At 43.8% G+C, this 16,491-nt stretch carries 15 protein-coding genes; 9 read left to right on the forward strand and 6 right to left on the reverse strand.

Annotation, left to right across the window (positions count from 1 at the left end):
- Window positions 1–435: 435 nt before the first annotated feature.
- Window positions 436–1,356: a hypothetical protein gene (locus NG798_RS21665; protein WP_261225789.1), complete on the reverse strand. Its 921-nt coding sequence runs from the start codon at window positions 1,354–1,356 to the stop codon at window positions 436–438.
- Window positions 1,357–1,527: 171 nt separating this feature from the next.
- On the reverse strand, window positions 1,528–2,157 hold the full coding sequence (gene hisH, locus NG798_RS21670) for an imidazole glycerol phosphate synthase subunit HisH (protein WP_261225790.1): 630 nt from the start codon (window positions 2,155–2,157) through the stop codon (window positions 1,528–1,530).
- Window positions 2,158–2,221: 64 nt separating this feature from the next.
- Between hisH and NG798_RS21675 the strand changes: the two genes are divergently transcribed.
- From NG798_RS21675 to NG798_RS21685, 3 genes are all read left to right on the forward strand, one after another.
- Window positions 2,222–2,752: a peptidase C15 gene (locus NG798_RS21675; protein WP_261225791.1), complete on the forward strand. Its 531-nt coding sequence runs from the start codon at window positions 2,222–2,224 to the stop codon at window positions 2,750–2,752.
- A gap of 170 nt (window positions 2,753–2,922) precedes the next feature.
- A complete protein-coding gene (locus NG798_RS21680; RefSeq protein ID WP_261225792.1) occupies window positions 2,923–4,356 on the forward strand; it encodes a circularly permuted type 2 ATP-grasp protein in 1,434 nt (477 codons plus the stop codon).
- Window positions 4,357–4,387: 31 nt separating this feature from the next.
- On the forward strand, window positions 4,388–5,338 hold the full coding sequence (locus NG798_RS21685) for an alpha-E domain-containing protein (protein WP_261225793.1): 951 nt from the start codon (window positions 4,388–4,390) through the stop codon (window positions 5,336–5,338).
- 132 nt (window positions 5,339–5,470) lie between these two features.
- Here the strand turns inward: NG798_RS21685 and era are convergent, their stop codons facing one another.
- Window positions 5,471–6,403, reverse strand: coding sequence for a GTPase Era (gene era / locus NG798_RS21690; RefSeq protein ID WP_261225868.1), 933 nt, complete (start codon window positions 6,401–6,403; stop codon window positions 5,471–5,473).
- 168 nt (window positions 6,404–6,571) lie between these two features.
- Between era and ptsP the strand changes: the two genes are divergently transcribed.
- The 5 genes from ptsP (at window position 6,572) to NG798_RS21715 (ending at window position 12,629) form a co-directional block, all read left to right on the forward strand.
- Complete coding sequence (gene ptsP, locus NG798_RS21695) at window positions 6,572–9,082, forward strand: phosphoenolpyruvate--protein phosphotransferase (protein WP_261225794.1); 2,511 nt, start codon at window positions 6,572–6,574, stop codon at window positions 9,080–9,082.
- Between the two features lie 87 nt (window positions 9,083–9,169).
- Window positions 9,170–9,535 (forward strand): Lin0512 family protein, encoded by a 366-nt coding sequence (locus tag NG798_RS21700; protein WP_261225795.1) that lies wholly within the window; start codon window positions 9,170–9,172, stop codon window positions 9,533–9,535.
- A gap of 56 nt (window positions 9,536–9,591) precedes the next feature.
- On the forward strand, window positions 9,592–10,665 hold the full coding sequence (gene dhaK / locus NG798_RS21705; protein WP_261225796.1) for a dihydroxyacetone kinase subunit DhaK: 1,074 nt from the start codon (window positions 9,592–9,594) through the stop codon (window positions 10,663–10,665).
- A 4-nt stretch (window positions 10,666–10,669) separates the two neighbouring features.
- Window positions 10,670–11,296, forward strand: a complete 627-nt coding sequence (gene dhaL / locus NG798_RS21710) for a dihydroxyacetone kinase subunit DhaL (protein ID WP_261225797.1) — start codon at window positions 10,670–10,672, stop codon at window positions 11,294–11,296.
- Between the two features lie 433 nt (window positions 11,297–11,729).
- The gene (locus NG798_RS21715; RefSeq protein ID WP_261225798.1) at window positions 11,730–12,629 is read left to right on the forward strand and encodes an MBL fold metallo-hydrolase; all 900 of its coding nucleotides are present in this window, start codon (window positions 11,730–11,732) and stop codon (window positions 12,627–12,629) included.
- A 48-nt stretch (window positions 12,630–12,677) separates the two neighbouring features.
- On the opposite strand, the gene folB is transcribed toward NG798_RS21715, so the two are convergent.
- The 3 genes from folB to NG798_RS21730 form a co-directional block, all read right to left on the reverse strand.
- Window positions 12,678–13,034 carry a dihydroneopterin aldolase gene (gene folB, locus NG798_RS21720; protein WP_261225799.1) on the reverse strand — a complete coding sequence of 119 codons (357 nt, stop codon included), beginning with the start codon at window positions 13,032–13,034 and terminating at the stop codon, window positions 12,678–12,680.
- Between the two features lie 57 nt (window positions 13,035–13,091).
- Window positions 13,092–13,859, reverse strand: coding sequence for a type I methionyl aminopeptidase (map, locus tag NG798_RS21725; RefSeq protein WP_261225800.1), 768 nt, complete (start codon window positions 13,857–13,859; stop codon window positions 13,092–13,094).
- 103 nt (window positions 13,860–13,962) lie between these two features.
- On the reverse strand, window positions 13,963–15,267 hold the full coding sequence (locus tag NG798_RS21730; protein WP_261225801.1) for a glutamate-5-semialdehyde dehydrogenase: 1,305 nt from the start codon (window positions 15,265–15,267) through the stop codon (window positions 13,963–13,965).
- 219 nt (window positions 15,268–15,486) lie between these two features.
- Between NG798_RS21730 and NG798_RS21735 the strand changes: the two genes are divergently transcribed.
- Window positions 15,487–16,455, forward strand: coding sequence for a 3'(2'),5'-bisphosphate nucleotidase (locus NG798_RS21735; RefSeq protein WP_261225802.1), 969 nt, complete (start codon window positions 15,487–15,489; stop codon window positions 16,453–16,455).
- Window positions 16,456–16,491: the final 36 nt, after the last annotated feature.

A 16,491-nucleotide genomic window follows, 5' to 3' on the forward strand; every position in this document is an offset into this window, starting at 1 on the left:
AAACTTTTCAGCGCGTCTGGATCTGTATTCTTGTAAAGAATTTCTGCGGCGGCTTTTAAGTGGGCTTTTAGCTGTTGTTCTTCCTGGGGTGTCATTTTCTTCATCTTATCCTTTCTTGAGGTTTTTACTGGCTTTTTCAGCTTAACATTTTTTGAACCATTTGCAAAAGTGAGATGCACCCAGCCGGTTTATTTAAAAAAGCGGCTTTCTTGGGTTTCACGGATAGAGTTAAAATCTAAAAGTTGCGTGAATTTTTAGGTTGAGATAATGAGTGATTCCTTTATGACTCTTTCCGGCAGTTGGCAAGAATGGTTGACGGTGATAGGCTATATCAGCTTTACTCTTTTCATCACCGCTTGCGTTTTAACCACCAAGAAAAGATAAATTATTTAGCCTAAAATAAAAAAAGCCGGCATTGCCGGCTGTCAATACTTATCAAGACTGGCTCAGTCTAGCTAACAATTCATCGCGGGAACATTGCATAATCAGCAAGCTGCGTTCGCGGGCTGGAAGTTTAATTAAAGGCTCAATAATTTGGGATAATTCTTCATCAATTGAACCAAATTTTATTTCCAGTAAACTTTCAACCATTTGCCGTTCTCCTTGCTGAATTCCTTGCTGAATTCCTTGCTGAATTCCTTGCTGAATTCCTTGCTGAGTAGCATTTTCTAGCCGTTCCAAGTAAATCGGTGAAAGTTCCATGATCAACTCCTGATCTTCTCGATCAATATTTTGACGTATCTCTAAAATTGTCCGTAAGTTATACAGCAATTCTAGCGCGTTTTGCCGGAAAGGATTATCTTCTCGAAGAGCGACTAACTGAGCAATCGCTTGTTTTTGCACAGTTCCTTTGCCTAAAATTCTTAACCACAAAGTTTCAGGTGTCGCCGGCAATTGGTGAATCGCCACAAGTGCCGTTTTTAAACCCTCCCCCATCAAATAAATACCCGCTGGTAAATTTTCATCGGGGGTGGCGCGGAATTTCTCTAACAAAGACCCAGAAATTGTTGGCGAAAGTATCCAAAGCTGAGGTAAATCAGCCTCATTTAAGCGACGGTTTTCACGGTTAGCAACTCGCTCTTGATCGGCAAACAAATCAAAGACTTTGCTCATACAACTGCGGATATCCGCCGCATTTATCGCATTGCGAAACGGCTCAAATACGGCACTTTTTGCCGCCAAAATTGCCAAAAGTCCCAGATCAGTTGTATCCACCGGCTCTGCTGAAGGCGAAAATAATACATCAATTTGTCTCACTTCTCCTGCCAAATTCTTGCCGGTTTGAACCGTTCCAAAAGGTTTTAAAAGTTCCGTCAGTAGATCCTTGGCAAATTGGTCATAAAGAAAGCGTGTCATTGAGGCTTTCCTAACTATATTTTCTTAAGAATTAATTATACACCAATTGGGCTTTTAATTGTTATCTAAACCTCCACAATTGAAAACCCAGTTTATTTAATAAACCGGGTTTTTCGGGCCTCACTGGCATAATCAAACCGCTAAAATTAACGGTCTACCGGCAAAGGTTTATTATTCGGGTTTATTCAATTGGTGAACAAAATTTGCCAGCATTTGTAACCCTGCACTCGATGATTTTTCTGGGTGAAATTGCACCGCCATTACATTATCTCGCGCAATTGCTGCCGTAACCGTTTGGCTGCCGTGTGTCACCGTTGCCGCTTTCACCGCTGGGTCTGCCGGCTCTACATAGTATGAATGCACAAAATATACCCAAGGCTCAATCCCTAAATTCTCCCAAAGCTTGATATCAGGCTGTTTTAGCTCCAATTGATTCCAGCCCATGTGAGGTATTGTGAGATTCGGTTCAGGCTTAAACCGGCGAACCTCACCCGGAATAATACCTAAGCCCGGTTCCTTGCCTTCCTCACTACCATCAAACAAAATTTGCATCCCTAAACAAATTCCTAAAAACGGTTTTCCCGAAGCAATAGCATCTTTAACCGGCCCAATTAAATCCCGCGATCTCAAATGTTGAATTGCCGGATCAAAAGCCCCCACCCCAGGCAAAACCACCGCATCCGCTTGCTCAATTTCTGCCGGCACATCCGTAATTTTTGGAGTTCCCCCCGCATTTTCCAAACCCTTACACGCCGAGTGCAAATTTCCCATATCGTAATCAATCACCGCAATCACAGGCATAGCCTTTTTTCCCTTATACTATTACTAGAACCTCCAACTATTATACTACCTAATCAGCCTTCTTATGAACCCCAAGCTTTTGTTAACCTCCTTTGATATTTGGCTTACACATCATAAATCTAACGCCTCCGATGATTTATTAGAATTAATTTCCCAACACCCCGATTTTATCAAAGCCATTTTCTTAAGAAAATTACCCGTTGATTTTGACCTAGCCCCCGCTAAACTTATCGCCAAACTTAAACAAACCACCCCCGATATAGTAGTCTGTTGCGGCATGGCAGAAAGTCGCACCAAACTAACCGTAGAATCGCGTGCTACCAACGAAAACAACGTGCTGTTAACCGCCGTCAATCTTGAACAATTAGTAGCAGATTTACCCTCCACAGAAATTAGCCACGAAGCCGGAAAATTTGTTTGTGAAGCCCTTTATTATTCAGCCTTAAACGAACTGCAAAAACACCCATCTACCCCCTGTATCTTTGTCCATGTGCCGGTTTTAACCAAAGAAAACACCTGCCCCATATTTGCCGACTTTGTAACCCTCCTCCACCGGCTCAAACTTTCTTATCAACCTCCGCAAAAATACGCTTGACTTATTTCTCCCCATTCCCCCAGCCAATTTTGTTAAAAAACTTATCCTTGTCCAACTTCTCGCGGTATTACCGGCTACAGTTATAAAATCCCCCCACACTCTATACCAGAGTAAGGAGACAATAGCCACCCTAAAGCCGGTAAAACAACTAAAAAAATGGAGCAAAAAAAGTGCGTTTTGAAACTTACGATCCCGGTGACTTTTATGATGAACTATTCATCGCCAAGGGCAAACCACGCCCCGAAATTTTACCCCTCATAGAAAGAATAAACTCCCTACCTGAAGGAGAACTCAAACGCCGGCAACAAGCCGCACAAATAGCCCTATTTAAACTCGGAGTCACCTTCAACGTTTATGGCGACAGCGAAGGCACCGAGCGCATCTTTCCTTTTGACATCATCCCCCGCATAGTTTCAGCCCAAGAATGGGCAAAACTTGAGCGCGGACTCAAACAGAGAATTTTTACCCTCAATGCCTTTATTGCAGACATTTACGGCGACCAAAAAATTATCAAAGACGGCATAATTCCCGCCGAAATCATCAACTCAGCAAAAGGCTTTTTAAAACCCTGCATCGGCTTAAAACCACCGGCCGGCATTTGGTGTCACATCACCGGCACCGATTTAGTACGCGACAAAGACGGAACCTGGTATGTTTTAGAAGATAACCTCCGCGTTCCTTCTGGCGTTTCCTATGTGCTAGAAAACCGGCGCGTAATGAAAAGCACCTTTCCCCAAGTTTTCCGCACAATGAACGTGCAGCCGGTCGATGATTACCCCAGCCACCTGTTAGAAACCCTCCTCAATCTTGTCCCCAGCAATTTACCCGATCCAGTCGTTGTTGTTCTCAGTCCAGGTATTTACAACTCCGCCTATTTTGAGCATTCCTTCCTCGCTCAACAAATGGGAGTTCAACTCGTAGAAGGACGCGATTTAGTCATCTCCGACGGCTATGTACAAATGCGGACAACCAAAGGCTTACAACGAGTTGATGTTATTTACCGGCGCATTGATGATGACTTTATTGATCCTAAAGCATTTCGTCCCGATTCACTATTAGGAGTACCCGGTTTAGTAGAAGTTTATCAAGCCGGTAGAGTTGGAATTGCAAACGCAATGGGCACCGGCATAGCCGATGATAAAGTCATCTATGCCTATGTACCAGAAATGATCCGCTATTACCTCTCAGAAGAACCAATTATTGCCAACGTTCCTACCTATATGTGTTGGGAAGAAAAACACCGCCAGCACGTCCTAAAAAACCTCGATAAAATGGTATTAAAAGCCGCCAACGAAGCCGGAGGTTACGGAATGCTTGTAGGAACCCACGCCACCCCAGAACAACGTCAAGAATTTGCCGAAAAAATAAAAGCCAACCCCCGCAATTATATCGGTCAACCTACCCTATGTTTGTCACGAGTTCCTACACTCATAGACAATGAATTTGCCGGCTGTCACGTTGATTTGCGGCCTTATATTTTGTATGGCAAAGAAATCTATGTCAACCCAGGCGGATTAACCCGTGTTGCCCTTAAAAAAGGCTCCTTAGTCGTCAACTCCTCCCAAGGAGGCGGCTCAAAAGATACCTGGGTTTTAACACCTTAATAGCCCCAAAACTTAGGAGGATAAATCAAAAATGTTAAGTCGTGTCGCCAACTCAATCTATTGGTTAAACCGCTATGTCGAACGAGCCGAAAACATCGCGCGTTTTATAGATGTTAACCTCAATTTATTGCTAGATTCTCCCCCCGGTTCGCGTACTCAATGGGAGCCTTTAGTTATCACCGCTGGCGATATGCCGGCCTTTAAAGAACGCTACGGCGAAGCCACCGCAGAAAATGTAATTCAGTTTCTCACCTTCGACAGAAACTATTCCAACTCAATCCTTTCTTGCTTACAAATTGCCAGAGAAAACGCTCGCTCAATTCGAGAAATTATTTCCTCAGAAATGTGGGAACAACTCAACTCATTTTACATGATGGTAAAAGAAGCAGCCCCCAAACAATCAGTCTTAGACTTGCATGATTTTTATAGCGAAGTAAAAATGGCAAGTCATTTATTTGCCGGCGTCATGGACGGCACAATGACACACAATGAAGGCTGGAATTTTGGGCACATGGGCCGGCTTTTAGAACGCGCCGACAAAACCGCTCGCATTTTGGATGTCAAGTATTTTATTTTGTTACCTTCCGTGCAATATGTGGGAACCACCTTTGATGAAATTCAGTGGATAGCATTACTTCGTTCCGCCAGTGCTTATGAAATGTATCGCAAATGTCAGCACCGCATCACCCCTTCAGGAGTCGCCAACTTTTTAATTTTAGACCGCGATTTTCCGCGTGCAATTCGCTTTTGTATAACGCGAGCAGAAAGCGCCTTGCACAAGATCACCGGCACCCAACCAGGAACCTGGCGAGATCCTGTAGAAAGATCATTAGGTCGCTTACGTTCCGAATTGGATTATCTCACCATTGAAGACATCATGGACAAAGGTTTACATGAATTTTTAACCGATTTTCAAATTCACCTTAACGGCACCGGCAACAAAATTTTCCAGACATTTTTTGCCTTAGAGCCGGTAGTTTAATTAGCCTTTTTCTGCCTTTTTAAGGATGCAAAGACAGGCGTGATGCCTGTCTCTCATTAAAAATTGTTTTTTCTTTTTCCAGCAATGACAAAGTACGGGAGCGCACACCGGCCCCTACTTTGACTATGACATTTACTCTTCAACTCGATATCCCAATTCACTTAACTTATTGCGAGATTGTCGCCATTTTGGTTGCACTTTTACAAACAATTCTAAATAAACTTTTCCCTCAATTAATTTTTGCATTTGTTGGCGAGCAGCCGTGCCAATTGTTTTTAACATTGTTCCCCCTTTGCCGATCAGAATTCCTTTTTGCGAATCTCGCTCAACACAAATCGTCGCCAAAACACGAGTAATATCTGTACTTTCTTCCACCCGCTCAATAATAACAGCAACCGAGTGGGGGACTTCTTCGCGGGTAAGCAGCAAAATTTGCTCACGAATTAACTCACCCATAATGAAACGTTCCGGTTGATCTGTAACTAAATCTGGGGGATAATAATAGGGGCCCGGTTCGAGATATTCGCTCAGGGATTTTTCGAGAGTTTTGATCCCTTCGCCGGTGAGGGCAGAAAATTTCATAACAGGCCAATCTTTGCCCGCGATAATTTGCTGATAACTCTCATCAATGCCTTGAAAATCTGGAGGTTGTTGATCACATTTATTTAATCCAAAAATCACCGGCGTTTGCACATTTTTGAGAATATCAACAATGTAGCGATCACCCCCACCAGAAGGCACAGAACCATCCACTAAAAACAAAACCACATCAACTGAATGAATCGCACTTTGAGCATTTTTTACCAGCACTTCTCCGAGTTGGTGGTGAGGTTTATGAATCCCCGGAGTATCAACAAAAATAATTTGCGCTTCTGGAGTTGTTAAAATGCCTTGCAAGCGATTACGAGTTGTTTGGGCTACGGGCGATGTAATAGCGATTTTTTGTCCGACAAGCTGGTTCATCAGGGTAGATTTGCCAACGTTAGGACGTCCGATAATCGCGGTGAAACCCGATTTAAAGCCATCGGGAGCGGCGGGAATGAGGGCAAAATCGGAGGTGTTCAGAATATTCTCCTTAAAATTTGAGCGGCTGATATCAATTTTACAAGGTAGATTTTAAATTATAAATGGGAAGCAACAGCACAAACAAGCTGGGGCTGCCAGTGGCTGTCCGTTGGGGTGAGGAAAGCTTTTCAATTTTAACTTTCGTTTCGTTACAGAAATTACAAAAAAATGATAGGAATTGTTATCGTATCTCACAGTAAAAAGCTGGCTGAAGGTGTCCAAGAGCTTGCAAATCAAATGGCTCAAGGTCGTGTGCGACTGGCGGTTGCTGCCGGCATTGATGATCCTGATAATCCATTGGGTACTGATGCTATGCAAGTTTATCAAGCAATTGAGTCAGTTTGGGATGGGGGTGGGGTGGTAGTTTTGATGGATTTAGGAAGCGCTTTAATGAGTGCGGAAATGGCGCTGGAGTTTCTATCAGAAGAAAAGCGATCAAACGTCCGGTTATGTGAGGCTCCATTGGTGGAAGGAACGATGGCGGCGGTGGTGGCTGCTTCTGCCGGTGGAGATATCGAAAAAGTTTTGCTAGAAGCACGGGGAGCAATGCTTGCTAAAGCGCAATTCTTAGGGGTTAATTTACAGAAATTTTCTGCAATTTCCCCTTTAGAAAATAACGGGCAACTGAGAGAAACCAGAGAATTTACGATTCAAAATTTGATGGGATTACACGCTCGACCGGCAGCCCAGTTAGTAACGATGACGAACCGTTTTGAATGTGAAATTACCCTCAAAAATATTAGCCAGAATAGCAACAGCGTCAATGCAAAAAGCATCAATCAAGTCATTACCTTGGGGGTAAGGCAAGGTGATAAAATTTTGATTTCCGCTGTCGGCGTTGATGCCGGTGAAGCTTTGAGTGCATTGCAAGCCTTAATTGCCTCAAATTTTGGGGAAGAAGTGCTTTCAATACCCACAACTTCGCCGGAGAGCAAAACAGAAGAAAAAGCAGAAGAAAAGGCATTATTAGGCAATTTACGCGGCACACCGGCCTCTCCGGGCATTGCTATTGGGCCGGTGTTTTTATACCAGCCATTTCTTCATTTTAAAATCGAGCAAAAAGCAGAAAATTCTTTAGGAGAATGGGAAAATTTACAACAGGCGATTTCTACAGCCAAAAATGACTTAGAAAGTTTGTGGCAAAAAACTTTGGCCCCAACCGGCCAACAAGAATCGGCAATATTTGCCGCCCATTTACTTTATTTAGAGGACCCAATTTTGTTAGAAACAACCAGGCGATTAATTTTTCAAGATAAGTATAGTGCGGCGGCGGCTTGGAAAACAGTTATCGATGAAACAATTTACGATTATAACAGCATAAAAGACCCCTATTTTCAAGCTCGTGGCGCCGATGTGGTGGATGTCGGAGAACGAGTTTTGCGATTGTTGACAGGGGTAGAAAATCAAACGCCTCAATTAGAAGAAGCTGTTATTTTAATTGCCCCGGATCTCAGCCCTTCGGAAACCGTACAACTTGACCTCAAAAAAGTTTTGGGAATTTGTACCTCTGCCGGTGGAGCGACTTCTCACGCGGCAATTTTAGCCCGTTCTCTTCGCATTCCCGCCGTGATGGCTGTCGGCCCAGAATTATTAAGTTTAGAACCAGGTACAATTCTTGCTTTAAATGGAGAAACCGGCGAAGTTTTTATCAATCCTGACGCGACACAGCTAGAAGAATTGCAACTTGAAAAAGATAACGAATTGCCGCAATTGCTCTCAAATACCAGAGCCAATGAACCCACCCTTACCCGCGATGGCCGGTTAATAGAAGTCATGGCGAATATTTGCGGAATAGAAGAAGCAAAAATGGCAGGGCTGGCCGGTGCTGATGGCATAGGTTTATTGCGGAGTGAATTTCTTTATTTTAACAAACAAACGGCCCCAAAAGAAGCCGAACAAGTCAAAATATACGAAGACATTGCTAAAGCAATTGCCCCTTATCCTTTGATTATCAGAACCTTAGATATTGGCGGAGATAAACCCTTGCCTTATGTAAATTTCACCCCCGAAACAAATCCGTTTCTAGGATGGCGAGGAATTCGGGTTTTATTAGAGCATCCCGAATTATTTAAAACTCAGCTACGGGCAATTTTACGGGTGAGTGACCGGTATGCAGTTAAGGTCATGTTTCCCATGATTTCGCAAGTTATGGAAATTCTCGCCGCCAAAGAAATTTTAGCCGAAACAATGACCGAATTACGGCAAGAAAAAATCGTTTTTAATGAAAAAATAGAAGTGGGGATAATGATAGAAGTGCCGGCGGCGGTGGCGATGGCCGAACGGTTAGCAGGCGAGGTTAATTTTTTTAGTATTGGCACCAATGATCTAAGCCAATATGTGATGGCAGCGGATCGAAATAATCCCAAAGTGGCGACGCTTGCAGATGGCTTTTCACCGGCAGTCTTGCGAATGATTCAACAAACCGTAAAAGCCGCAAAAGAAAGCGGAATTTGGGTCGGAGTTTGTGGAGAGTTAGCATCGTCTGCTTTAGCTATTCCAATTTTATTAGGATTAGGAGTGGATGAATTGAGCGTCAATGTGTCGATGATTTCGGAAGTGAAAAAAATAATTTCCGAGTTAAGTATGGCAGAAGCCGAGATTATTGCTCAAGATGTGTTAGAGTTGGATTCAGCAGCGGCAGTACGCGAATATGTTGGCAGTCTTTTCTGGGTCGAATGACTTTTTTAAAAGCTCTATTTGTTGCCCAAAATTGCTTATAATTTGAACTCAAACTAAACTAGAAAAATCAAAAAAAAAGAGGTGACTATGGCACGCAAATGCTTTATCATTGAAATGGGAATGGGAATTGATCAGCACGGACAAGAACCGACGGTTGCAGCCGCAAGAGCCGTCCGCAATGCGATAGCAAATAACGCCTTACTTGGAATTTGGGAAGTCGCAGGATTAAGCCATCCAAATCAAATGATCGTAGAGGTACAAGTTGCAGTCCCCTATCCCGAACAAGTGCGAGAAGATGAAGTTTTGGCAGTCTTACCTTTTGGTCAAAAAACCCTAAAAGTTGAGCAAGGCGGCATGGTGGTTCAAGGGCGGGCAATTGAAGGGCTAAATGATAAAAATAATGAAATGTTAATTGCCAATGCAGCCGTTACAGTTTGGGTGGAAAAAAATTAACTTAACTCTTACCTTTTACTGTTAACCTCCTCATCAATTATGGCGATTACTAAACCATGAAAAAACTCATCAACTCTCCCGAAAATGTCGTCCGCGAAAGCCTTGAAGGCATGGCATTAGCACACCCCGACCTCATCAAAATTAACTTTGATCCCACCTTTGTCTACCGCAAAGATGCCCCCATTCAAAACAAAGTCGCCCTCATTTCTGGCGGCGGTAGCGGACACGAACCCATGCACACCGGCTTTGTTGGAATGGGAATGTTAGATGCCGCCTGTCCGGGTGAAATCTTCACCTCCCCCACCCCCGATCAAATGTTAGAAGCAGCCAAAAAAGTTAACAGCGGCAACGGCGTTTTAAACATCGTTAAAAACTATAGCGGCGATGTGATGAACTTCGAGATGGCAGCCGAAATTGCCTCCTCCGAAAACCTCCCCATGATCAACATTTTAATCGATGATGATTGCGCCGTAAAAGACAGTTTATATACCCAAGGCCGGCGCGGAGTTGGCACAACTGTTTTAGCAGAAAAAATCTGCGGTGCCGGTGCCGAAAAAGGCTACAATTTACAACAACTTGCCAACCTTTGCCGCAAAGTAAACCTCAACGGACGCAGCATCGGAATTGCCCTTACATCCTGCACCGTTCCCGCCAAAGGTAGCCCCACCTTTGAATTAGCAGACAATGAAATAGAATTTGGCATAGGCATACACGGCGAACCAGGCCGGCAACGCATGGAAATCAAAACCGCCGATCAAATAAGCGAAATGTTAACTTTTTCCATTCTCGAAGATCCCCCCTACATACGCACCATCCGCGAATTGAATTTAGAAAGCCAAGAATGGGAAGAATTAGAATTAACAACCCCGCCTTTTCAATCGGGTGATTCTGTCTTAGCATTTGTCAACAGCATGGGTGGAACTCCCCTTTCCGAACTCTATATCATCTATCGCCAATTAGCCCAAATTTGTGAAAAGAAAAACATCACAATTATCCGCAACTTAATCGGCCCTTACATCACTTCCTTAGAAATGCAAGGAGTCTCAATAACTTTGCTAAAATTAGATGAAGAAATGATCAAACTTTGGGATGCGCCGGTGAAAACAGCCAGCTTGCGCTGGGGAGTTTAAAAGCATGACTACAAAACAGCAAATTCTCCAATGGTTGCAAACCTACGCAACCGTTATCGAGCAAAATAAAGACTACCTCACAGAACTCGATGCCGCCATTGGAGATGCCGATCACGGCATTAACATGAATCGCGGTTTCCAAAAAGTTTTAACTCAGCTTCCCACCCTCGCTGAAAAAGATATCAGCAACATCTTAAAAGCTGTTAGCATGACTCTTATTTCAAGCGTAGGCGGAGCAAGCGGTGCTTTGTATGGAACCTTTTTTTTACGCGCAAGTAATGCAGTCACCGGTCTCTCAGAATTAACCCCAGAAGACACAGCAAAACTCTTAGAAACCGGCCTTTCTGGAGTCAGAGAACGCGGCAAAGCCAACTTGGGAGAGAAAACAATGTTAGATACCCTACAACCAGCCTCTCAAACCTTCACAAAAGCCATCTCTGAAGGAAATAACACCCTTGAAGCCTTAAAAGAAGCCGTCATTGCAGCCGAACAAGGCATGAAAAATACCATCCCCTTAATCGCCAAAAAAGGACGGGCAACTTATTTAGGAGAAAGAAGTATCGGCCATCAAGATCCCGGCGCCACTTCTGCCTATTTGATGTTAAAAACTCTCCAACAAGTTTTACAATAAATTCCCGAAAACCTACTCAACGGATAGGGAAATGGATATTACCCGCATCGAAAAAATGCTTGAGGAATACAGCGAAAACTATAGCGCATTCAACCAAGATCCCCCAACCTGGGAAGCAAAAAACGGCCCCTAGAGAGAATACGAACACCTAGAAAAATCCCTCTTTTTTAATCTCGCATCAAAACGCTAGACTAAAAAACCAAAAATGAAACTTTTATTGTCGATGCTAAAGGCGATTTTAAATATTATTAAACCTTCTGCAAAGCCTTAGAAACCATCCGAATTTTTCTCGAAACTCACAACTAATTTTAGTCAGACCTAAAATCCTCCTGTAGGCAATTCCCCCTACAGGAAGCGAAACAAACGCTGGCTGTGGTTGCCCCTACAGGCAGGAGGGGAAAGCGTTAAAATAAAATTTTATTAGAAAAAAAATATGGCAACATTACAACAACGCCGGCCAGAAAATATTTCCGGCGACTTTTATGTAGATAATACCTGTATTGACTGCGATACTTGCCGGTGGATGGCACCGGCCACTTTCCACAGAGAAAATGAACAGTCCGCAGTCTATAACCAGCCGGCCAGCCAACTTGAAAGACTGCAAGCCATGCAAGCGCTTTTATCTTGTCCCACCGCATCCATCGGCACAATTGAAAAGCCAAAAGACATCAAAAAAGCCCAAGAAACCCTCCCCCTTTTAGTCGAAGAAAATGTTTACCATTGCGGCTATCATTCCCAAGATTCCTTTGCCGCAGCCAGCTACTTAATGGTACACGATCAAGCCAATATTTTAATTGATTCCCCGCGATTTACAGCGCCATTAGTAAAACGTTTAGAAGCAATGGGAGGAGTGCGTTATATGTACCTCACCCACAGAGATGATGTAGCCGATCACGCCAAATTTAAAGCACATTTTAACTGCCAAAGAATATTGCATAAAGACGATATTACAGCCGACACCCGCGATGTCGAAATGCAATTAAGCGGAAATGAGACGGTGGAATTTTTGCCAGATGTATTAATTATTCCCGTACCAGGACACAGCAAAGGGCACACCGTTTTGCTTTACAAAAACAAATTTCTTTTCACCGGCGATCATCTCGCTTGGTCAACTTATTTGCACCAACTTTATGCCTTTCGCCGCTATTGCTGGTATTCCTGGCCCGAACAAATTAAATCAATGCAAAAATTAGCTGAATATAACTTTGAATGGGTACTCCCCGGACACGGACGCCGGTATCATTCAAACCCAGAAACAATGCGTCAACAAATGCAAAAATGCCTCGCTTGGATGCAAGATGATAGCGCCACATCAAGCACCCCTGATGATTAAAAATTGACCTACGAAAAAAGGCCGGCAACTTGTCAGCCTTTTTTCCCCTTATTTTTCTCGCAAAATTTCCACCGTAATTTTCCCGCCAAAATCAGGAATAGGCGCAGCCGGCTTAGTCATACAAACCTGTATTTTTTCAACCTCAGCAAACTCCAAAATCGCCTCAGCAATCGCCTCAGCCAGCCTTTCAATTAAGGCAAATTTGGAATTTTTTACTATATTTTTCGTGGTTGAAATCACCTTACGATAATCCAAAGTATCCTCAATTGCATCACTTTTTCCAGCCGCCCTTAAATCTAACCATAAAGTCAAATCGACCTCAAACCATTGCCCTAAAACTTGTTCTTCTGGCAGATAGCCGGTGTAACCATAACAACGAATATCGGTAAGCTTTATACAATCCATAATTTTTCGCCAAACTAAACTTATGTAGGTTGGGTTGCTAAACCCAACCTACCAATTTTAAGGCAACAAAGTCAAAATTTCCACACCATCTTCCGTCACCGCCACCGTATGCTCAAATTGAGCAGAAAGCTTGCGATCTTTTGTTAAAGCCGTCCAACCATCCGCCTGAACTTCTGCCTCCCAAGTACCCTCATTAATCATCGGTTCAATCGTAAAAACCATCCCCGCACGAAAACGTTTTCCAGTACCGCGTTTTCCAAAGTGTAAAATCTCCGGCGCGGTGTGAAAAACGCGGTGGACACCATGACCCGAAAAATCCCGCACCACAGAAAAACCCATTGCCTCAGCATACTCTTGAATTGCCGCCCCAATATCGCCGGTGCGAGCACCCGGTTTAACTTCTGCTATTCCCAACATCAAACATTTTTCCGTCACCTCTACCAATTTTTTCGCCAAAGGTGAAGGCGTACCGACAAAAAAAGTTTTTGATGTATCGCCATGATAACCATCAACTAAAGGCGTAACATCAATATTAATAATATCCCCATCTTTAAGAACTTCTTTAGCGTTTGGGATACCGTGACAAATCACTTCATTAACACTCGTACAAATCGACTTGGGATAACCTTTATAACCCAAGGGTGCGCTCGTTGCACCATGAGCTTTTGTCCAACGTTCTGCCTCGTCATTAAGTTCGAGGGTGCTAACTCCTGGTTTAACCATTGGTTCAAGATGCGCCAACAATTCCGCCGCCAATCTTCCCGCCGTCCGCATTTTGTCTAATTCGCGGCTGGATAGTATTTCTATTGTTTCGGTTCTTGCCATTTTGTTGTTTCCTCAAGCGGGCCGGTGTTTTTTTATAGCCTTGATTATTATATTACAAAAAAACCCGGTTTTTTAAAAGTAACCGGGTTAAAAAAATCGATTTTTACAAATCCTTATGAGTAAAAGGTTTAGCATCCTTACCGGCATAGGTAGCGACAATATGACCGGCACCTACCACCTGATATTTATAAGTTACCAAACCTTCCAAACCCACCGGCCCCCTGGGAGGCATTTGTTGTGTACTAATTCCCACTTCGGCACCAAAACCATAACGGAAGCCATCAGCAAAGCGCGTCGAACAATTATGATAAACCCCCGCCGCATCAACTTCGGCTAAAAACTTCTTAGCAATTTCGGCATTTTCGGTAACAATTGCCTCTGTATGTTTTGAGCCATAAGTATTAATATGCTTAATTGCCTCCTCAACAGAATCCACCACTTTAATAGCCAAAATTAAATCGCTATATTCTGTCATCCAATCTTCCTGAGAAGCCGGCACAGCATCGATAAATTCACAAGTAGCCTCATCCCCCCGCAATTCTACCTTTTGCTCTCGCAAAGCCTCAGCAACCAAAGGCAAAAACTTCGCTGCAATTTCCCGGTTAACTAACAGCGTTTCAATAGCATTACAAGCCGCTGGATACTGCGTTTTAGAATCCACCGTCACCGGCACAGCTTTCTCTATATCCGCCAATTTATCAACATAAAGATGACAAATTCCTTCCGCATGACCCAAAACAGGAATCCGAGTATTATCTTGAACAAACCGCACAAAAGAATTAGAACCTCTAGGAATAATCAAATCCACATACTGATCCAACTGCAACAACCCCAAAGTTTCCTCCCTTGTCGTCAACAATTGCACAGCATTTGCCGGTACATCCGTATTTTTTAACCCATCGTGAATTGCCTTCACAATTGCTTGACAAGAACGCAAAGCCTCTTTTCCGCCCTTCAAAATAACACCATTACCAGACTTAATTGCCAAACTCGTAATTTGAATCACGGCATCAGGACGCGCCTCAAAAATCACCCCCAAAACACCCAAAGGACAAGTTACCCGTTTAAGAATTAAACCCTCATCTAACTCGCGCTTAATTTGAATTTCTCCGATAGGCTCACTTAAACGCCCTACATCGCGCACACCGGCTATCGCAGCCTTTAATTTTGTCTCATCTAATTTCAAACGATTATAAAGCGGCTTAGCAATACCTTCGGCAACAGCCGCCTCACAATCTGCCGCATTTGCTGCTAAAATCGCCTCCGCCTCAGCCTCCAAACTAGCAGCAATTGCCTCAAGCGCGGCATTTTTTGCCTCAGAAGAAAGCACCCCAAGCAGACGTGCGCTGTCACGAGTAACTCGCCCAATTTCCACAAGAGAAGGAATAGCCAATTCAATCGCCGTCATAATTCAAAAACATCAGCAAAAATTAACTTATTTCCTAATTTTAAACCTTTCTGACACCAAAAAAAACCCGTTAAGCAAAGCCTTAAACATCAATCTAAAAAACTCAAACAAGCCTCTGTGGGCCTAATAGCCAACATCTGCGTCCTTGCCTTGAAAAAAAAACCCCACACTAAAGTAGTCTAAAATATCAGCCTCAAAACAACCTTCAAAAAAAAATCCATGTCCTACCAAAAAGAAAAACAAATCGCCATTGATGCCGCCATCAGCGCCGCCAAACTCTGCGAACAAGTCCGCGCCGCCATACCCCCCGCGATTGAAAAAAGCGACAAAAGCCCCGTCACAGTGGCAGACTATGGCTCACAAGCCATCATTTGCAAAGCCGTCAGCGAAGCCTTCCCAGAAGATCCCATCGTCGGAGAAGAAGACGCCGCTCAACTCCGTGAGCCGGCAATGGCAGAAAACTTGACAAAAGTAACAAACTATGTTAAAGAAATCCTACCTGATGCCACCTCGGAACAAGTGCTCGACTGGATCGACCGAGGCAATGGCAAAGTAGCGCCGCGTTTTTGGACACTTGACCCGATTGATGGCACCAAAGGCTTTTTGCGGCAAGACCAGTATGCCGTCGCCTTGGCGCTGGTAGAGGCCGGTGATGTCAAGGTTGGAGTTTTGGCCTGTCCCGCCTTCAAGCTTGATTCCGGCGAAGTTGGGGCGTTATTTGTGGCGGTGCGTGGCGAAGGTGCAGAAATGATGCCTTTGGCCGGTGGCGAGTTGCGTCCCATCAAAGTTGTGAGTGTGGATGATGTTACAAATATGCGATTTGTTGAGAGTGTAGAAGCAGCACATGGCGATCAAGACCGGCAAAATGCAGTAGCACAAGCAGTAGGATTTACATCAGCTTCCGTGCGGATGGATTCGCAGGCAAAATATGGCGCAGTTGCCTGTGGAATGGCAGCACTTTATATGCGTTTACCTTCTCCAAAAACACCGAACTATCGAGAGAATATTTGGGATCATGCAGCGGGGGCTATTGTAGTAGAAGAAGCTGGGGGTCGCGTCACCGATATGTACGGAATTGCCCTGAATTTTTCCGAGGCTGTAAAAATGATGAATAATCAGGGAGTTATCGTCAGTAATGGCGCGATTCACGATGCAGTTTTAGAGATTTTCCGCGAGAAAATGCCTTAACTTTTTTCTAGCAAAAGTTTATCCCCCTCACTCCCC

The organism is Ancylothrix sp. D3o (assembly GCF_025370775.1).
In the GTDB taxonomy this organism is placed as follows: domain Bacteria; phylum Cyanobacteriota; class Cyanobacteriia; order Cyanobacteriales; family Oscillatoriaceae; genus Ancylothrix.